Source organism: Janthinobacterium aquaticum, assembly GCF_009208565.1.
Taxonomy (GTDB): domain Bacteria; phylum Pseudomonadota; class Gammaproteobacteria; order Burkholderiales; family Burkholderiaceae_D; genus Janthinobacterium.
Genome location: NZ_WFLK01000059.1, coordinates 1 through 270, shown reverse-complemented (window position 1 = coordinate 270; position 270 = coordinate 1). Strand labels below are relative to the sequence as shown.

The following is a 270-nucleotide window of genomic DNA, read 5'->3' as shown; positions in this document are numbered from 1 at the left end:
GTGTGGGCATTTGATGAAGTGCAGCGTCGATCTTCGGATCGGCGTAAAACTTAAAATATCAAATGTTCACAAGAAATAATGAAATAGGCGCTACGAAAGTAGTGGCCTGTCAGTTTTTTGAGTGAGCGACCCGCTAGCAATAGCGGTGCCGGTAAAACGGCAAAGTAACAGAGATTAAACTGAAGAGTTTGATCCTGGCTCAGATTGAACGCTGGCGGCATGCCTTACACATGCAAGTCGAACGGCAGCACGGAGCTTGCTCTGGTGGCG

General features: G+C 48.1%; 1 rRNA gene. It reads left to right on the top strand.

Annotated features, from left to right (window positions below):
• Positions 1–176: 176 nt before the first annotated feature.
• Positions 177–270, top strand: a 16S ribosomal RNA gene (locus GCM43_RS25615); the annotation flags it as partial.